The sequence below is a fragment of the Salipiger sp. genome (assembly GCF_059781815.1).
The window spans coordinates 1-4178 of sequence record NZ_JBYNAH010000311.1; the positions used below are offsets into that span (position 1 = coordinate 1).

At 69.0% G+C, this 4178-nt stretch carries 6 protein-coding genes; all 6 read right to left on the reverse strand.

Features of this window, described 5'->3' with window-relative positions; all coding sequences use genetic code 11:
• Window positions 1-127 precede the first annotated feature (127 nt).
• Complete coding sequence (gene tolQ, locus AC6RA4_RS23630) at window positions 128-823, reverse strand: protein TolQ (RefSeq protein ID WP_500164462.1); 696 nt, start codon at window positions 821-823, stop codon at window positions 128-130.
• 145 nt (window positions 824-968) lie between these two features.
• On the reverse strand, window positions 969-1997 hold the full coding sequence (locus AC6RA4_RS23635; protein WP_500164464.1) for a trans-3-hydroxy-L-proline dehydratase: 1029 nt from the start codon (window positions 1995-1997) through the stop codon (window positions 969-971).
• 1 nt (window position 1998) lies between these two features.
• Entirely contained in the window at window positions 1999-2388 is a 390-nt protein-coding gene (gene ybgC / locus AC6RA4_RS23640; protein WP_500164466.1) for a tol-pal system-associated acyl-CoA thioesterase, read from the reverse strand.
• 77 nt (window positions 2389-2465) lie between these two features.
• Window positions 2466-3494 carry a DNA polymerase III subunit delta gene (gene holA, locus AC6RA4_RS23645; RefSeq protein ID WP_500164468.1) on the reverse strand — a complete coding sequence of 343 codons (1029 nt, stop codon included), beginning with the start codon at window positions 3492-3494 and terminating at the stop codon, window positions 2466-2468.
• Window positions 3491-3976 carry an LPS assembly lipoprotein LptE gene (gene lptE / locus AC6RA4_RS23650; RefSeq protein WP_500164470.1) on the reverse strand — a complete coding sequence of 162 codons (486 nt, stop codon included), beginning with the start codon at window positions 3974-3976 and terminating at the stop codon, window positions 3491-3493. The genes holA and lptE overlap by 4 nt, the downstream gene beginning before the upstream one ends.
• A partial coding sequence (locus tag AC6RA4_RS23655) for a hypothetical protein (RefSeq protein ID WP_500164472.1) occupies window positions 3963-4178 on the reverse strand: 216 nt, incomplete at its 5' end. The genes AC6RA4_RS23655 and lptE, both read right to left, overlap by 14 nt.

The window sequence follows — 4178 nt, forward strand, 5'->3', positions numbered from 1 at the left end:
CGTGATGATCCAGACCACCGAGGTCACGATGGACGAGTTGGTGAACCGGCTGCGCTCTGCCGCCGCTGCGGCGCCGCCGGCGGCTGCCGCCGCCTCCGCCCGATTTCATCACCCCTCCGCCCATGGCTCAGGCGTCCAGCTGGCGCGAGAGGATGGTCGAGAATTCGTCGGCGAAGGCCTCGTAGCCCGAGATGATGCGGTCGGCATCGGCCGAGAGCTTGTTGTAGAAGATCACCGCCGGAATGGCGGCGACAAGGCCGAGCGCGGTGGCAAAGAGCGCCTCGGCGATGCCGGGCGCCACGACCACCAGCGAGGTGTCCTGCTGGGCGGCGATCTCGATGAAGGCGTGCATGATGCCCCAGACGGTGCCGAAGAGGCCGACGAAGGGCGCGGTGGAGCCGACGGTCGCCAGCACTGGAAGGCCACGCTGCAGGTCTTCGGCCTCTTTCTGGATTGCCACGTCCATCGAGCGGTCGATGCGGGCATGGGCGCCGGCGATCAGCCCGCCATCGTCGCGATGCGAGCGGCGCCACTCGGTCATGCCGGCGGCAAAGACGCGCTGCGCTCGGCCCTTGGGCTCGGGGCCGATCTGGTCATAGAGCTCGTCGAGCGGCTCGCCGGACCAGAAGGCGCGGTCGAACTTGGCCGCCTCGCGGCGGGCGCGGCGATAGCTGACGATCTTCTCGATGATGATCGCCCAGCCCCAGACCGATGCCAGCACCAGCATCAGCATCACCAGTTTCACCGTCAGGGTGGCGCGCGCGAACAGCCCCCACATGGAGAAGTCGATCTCCTGCGCGAGCTGGAGGGTTTGTGGATCCATAAGCCTGCTCTTCCTCATCGGGCCCGTGTTCACTGGGCTCTCGTTAGCGCCGATTCTAGCGGATTTGCAGCGCAAACGCCAACACATTGGCGTCATCAGGCCCATGAAAGCCCTTCGTAACAGGGTTTTGACGGCGCAACTCCGCCTAGCGGGCGCCCCATGTGTCGGACAGGCGGTAGCCGCCGGGCCAGGGATCGTCGGGATCGAGCATGTGCTGGTGGATGCCGGTGATCCAGCCGCGCCCCGAGATCTCGGGGCGGATCGCCGGAACCCCGCCCACCGAACAGGCCCCGAGGATGCGCCCCTCGAAGCGCGAACCGATGATCGAGCGCACGCCGAGCCGGTCTCCGACCGCCATGCGCCCGCGCGCGTGCAGCACCGCCATGCGCGCCGAGAGCGCCGTGCCGGTGGGAGAGCGGTCGACCTTGCCGGGGCGGATCGCCACCGCGGCGGCGGTCTCGAGCCCATCCAGGCCGGGCTCCAGCGCGCCGGCAAAGAGGCAGAAGGAGATGTGCCGCCAGTCAGGGTTTTCCGGATGATGGAAGCCCAGCGCCTCGGTGGCGGCATCGCTGATCCGCACCCCCAGCCGGGCGATGTCATGCGCCTCGTCCGGCGCGATGGACAGCCCCAGCGCCGCCGCATCGACGATCACGAAACTGTCGCCGCCATAGGCGGTGTCGACGGTGAGCGTGCCCAGCCCCTCGACCTCGAGCGGCTGGTCAAGCTTCCCGGCAAAGCTCGGCAGGTTCTGCACGGAGATGCGCTCGGCCTTGCCGTTGCGACACTCGGCCCGCACCCGCACCAGCCCGCCCGGCGCCTCGAGGGTCAGCTCGGTGACCGGCTCGGTCATCGGCAGGATGCCCCCGTCGAGCAGCACCGTGGAGACGCAGATCGAGTTCGAGCCCGACATCGGCGGCGTGTCCTCGGGCTCCATGATGATGAAGGCGGCGTCGGCGCGGGGATCCTTGGGCGGCACCAGCAGGTTCACGTGGCGGAAGACGCCGCCGCGCGGCTCGTTCAGGACAAAATTGCGAAGGCTCTCGTCGCGGGCGATCCAGCGGCTCTGCTCCCAGAGCGTCTCGCCCGGGGGCGGGGTCACGCCGCCGACGATCACGTCTCCGACCTCGCCCTCTGCATGGGCCGAGATCACGTGCACCGTGCGGCGGCTGCGCATCTCAGTGCACCTTGCGCCGGATCTGCTCCGGCAGCCGGGTCGGCTGGCCATCGAGCGTCATGGTGACCAGCGTCACCTCGGCGGTGAACAACGCCTCGCCGTCGCGCTGCACCTCCTGGTGCAGCACCAGCCGCACGCCGCTGACCGATTGCACCCTCGTCGCGACCACCAGCTCGTCGTCGAAGCGCGCGGAGGAACGGAAATCGGCCTCGATGCGGCGGATCACAAAGACCACGCCCTCGTGCTCGCGCAGGGCATTCTGGTCGACGCCCATGCCCTTGACCCATTCCGAGCGCGCCCGCTCGATGAACTTGAGGTAGTTGGCGTGGTAGACGATCCCCGCCATGTCGGTGTCTTCGTAATAAACCCGGACCGGAAATTCATGCTGCATCCCTGGGCTCCCTTGCCTCGCGGCGCGACCCTAAGCGCAGAGGCGCTCCCGCGCAAGCTGCGGGCGCGCAAGGGCTTTTAGCGGCGGTTGCAGAGCCATGCGAGGCGCACGAAGCCGCGCTCGACCAGCGCCATGGCGGGGGCGCGCTGCCCGGCAGAGCGGATCGAGAGGTCGGTGTCCATCAGCATGCCCAGCGCCGCCTCGAGCCGGTCGGCGGACCAGCCCTGCGCCTGCCGCAGCATGCGGTCGCGGCGCGGGCCGAAAAGCGGCGGGCGCAGGCGCTGCAGCCCGGCCTGCGGGCCGCCCTGCGCCGAGGCCAGCGCGTAGAGCACGCGGAAATGGCGCATCGCCATGATCAGCAGCGTCACCGGGTTGACCCCCTGCCCCTCGAGCCGCTGCACCAGCGGCCCGATCTCGGCGCTGCGGCCCTCGGCCACGACGTTGAGGATGTCGTCGAGCTCGGCCTCGATCGAGGCCGGGGCGCAGAGCGCCACCTCCTGCGGGGTGAGCGGTTCGGGATCGTCGAGCTTGTAGAGCGCGACCTTCTCCAGCACCTGCCGGAAATCGCCCGGATCGAGCGCCCGGGCATAGCCCTCGAGCGCCTCGAAGGCGGCGCGGTCGACCTGCTCGAGCCCGGCCTTCTTCAGCGCCGCCTCGATTTCGTCGCGGCCCGGCGGGTCGGAATAGATGCCGATGGCGAGGCCGTTGTGAAAGCCCTCGAAGAGCTTACGCAGCTTGGATTTCGCCGCCAGCTGCCCGGCGGTCACGATGATCTGGGCATCGCCCTCGCGCCACTCGTCGAGCGCCGTCTTGATGACATCCGTCAGACCGTCGGTCGCATCCTCGACAAAGGCCACGCGCGGCCCGGGAAAGAAGCCCTGCGACTTGATCGCGTCGAGCAGCATGGCGCTGTCGCGGCGCAGCTCGCTGGCGGGGATGCGGGTGAGGCGCATCTCGGCCTCGCCCTCGGGGCCGACCAGCGCTCCGATGACCTCCTGCCGGCGATGGGCGACGCGCATCGCGTCCTCGCCATAAAGCAGCACCCCCGCACGCGACGGGTCGGGCTTGCGGAAGAAGGCCTGTGCGTCGCGCCCGGTCAGCTTCATTGCGGCAGCTTGTCCGCGTCGAGCAGCAGCCGGTCGATGACCTGATCAGCGAGGATCACCATCAGACGGCGCTTGGCGTCGCGCTCGGCGGCCTGCGTCGAGGCGGTGGAGCCGGTGGCGGAATAGCCGGTGAAGGCGTCGGTCTGGCCCGAGATCAGCACCTCCTCGCTGTCCACGAGGCTCAGACTGTAGGTCGCACGGCCGGTGAGCTGGTAGCGGGTGGTCTGGCCGTCGGCCAGCGAGCCAAGGCCGTTCGATTCGACCTGCACCCGCCGTTTCAGCATGTAGGGGCCGGAGGCGCGGCCGAGCCGCTCCTCGAAGCGGGCGTTGAAATCATAGGTGTAGCGCCGGTCGGGCTCGGGCAAGGCCACGGCGTTCAGCAGCTTGGTGCCTCCGCCCTCGGGCCCGTAGACCGGCGTGAACCCGCAGCCCGCGAGGGCTGCGAGAGAGATCAGAAAGGTTCTGCGATCAGGCAACCACATTGACGATCCGGCCCGGGACAACGATCAGCTTCTTCGGCGCGGCCCCCTGCAGGGTCCGCTCCACAGCTTCATGCGCCAGGACGAGTTTTTCAATCTCTTCCTTCGGCATGTCCTTGGGCACGGTCAGCTCGCCGCGGCGCTTGCCGTTGACCTGGATCGGCAGGGTCACGGTGTCCTCGACCAGCATCGCCTCGTCGGCCTT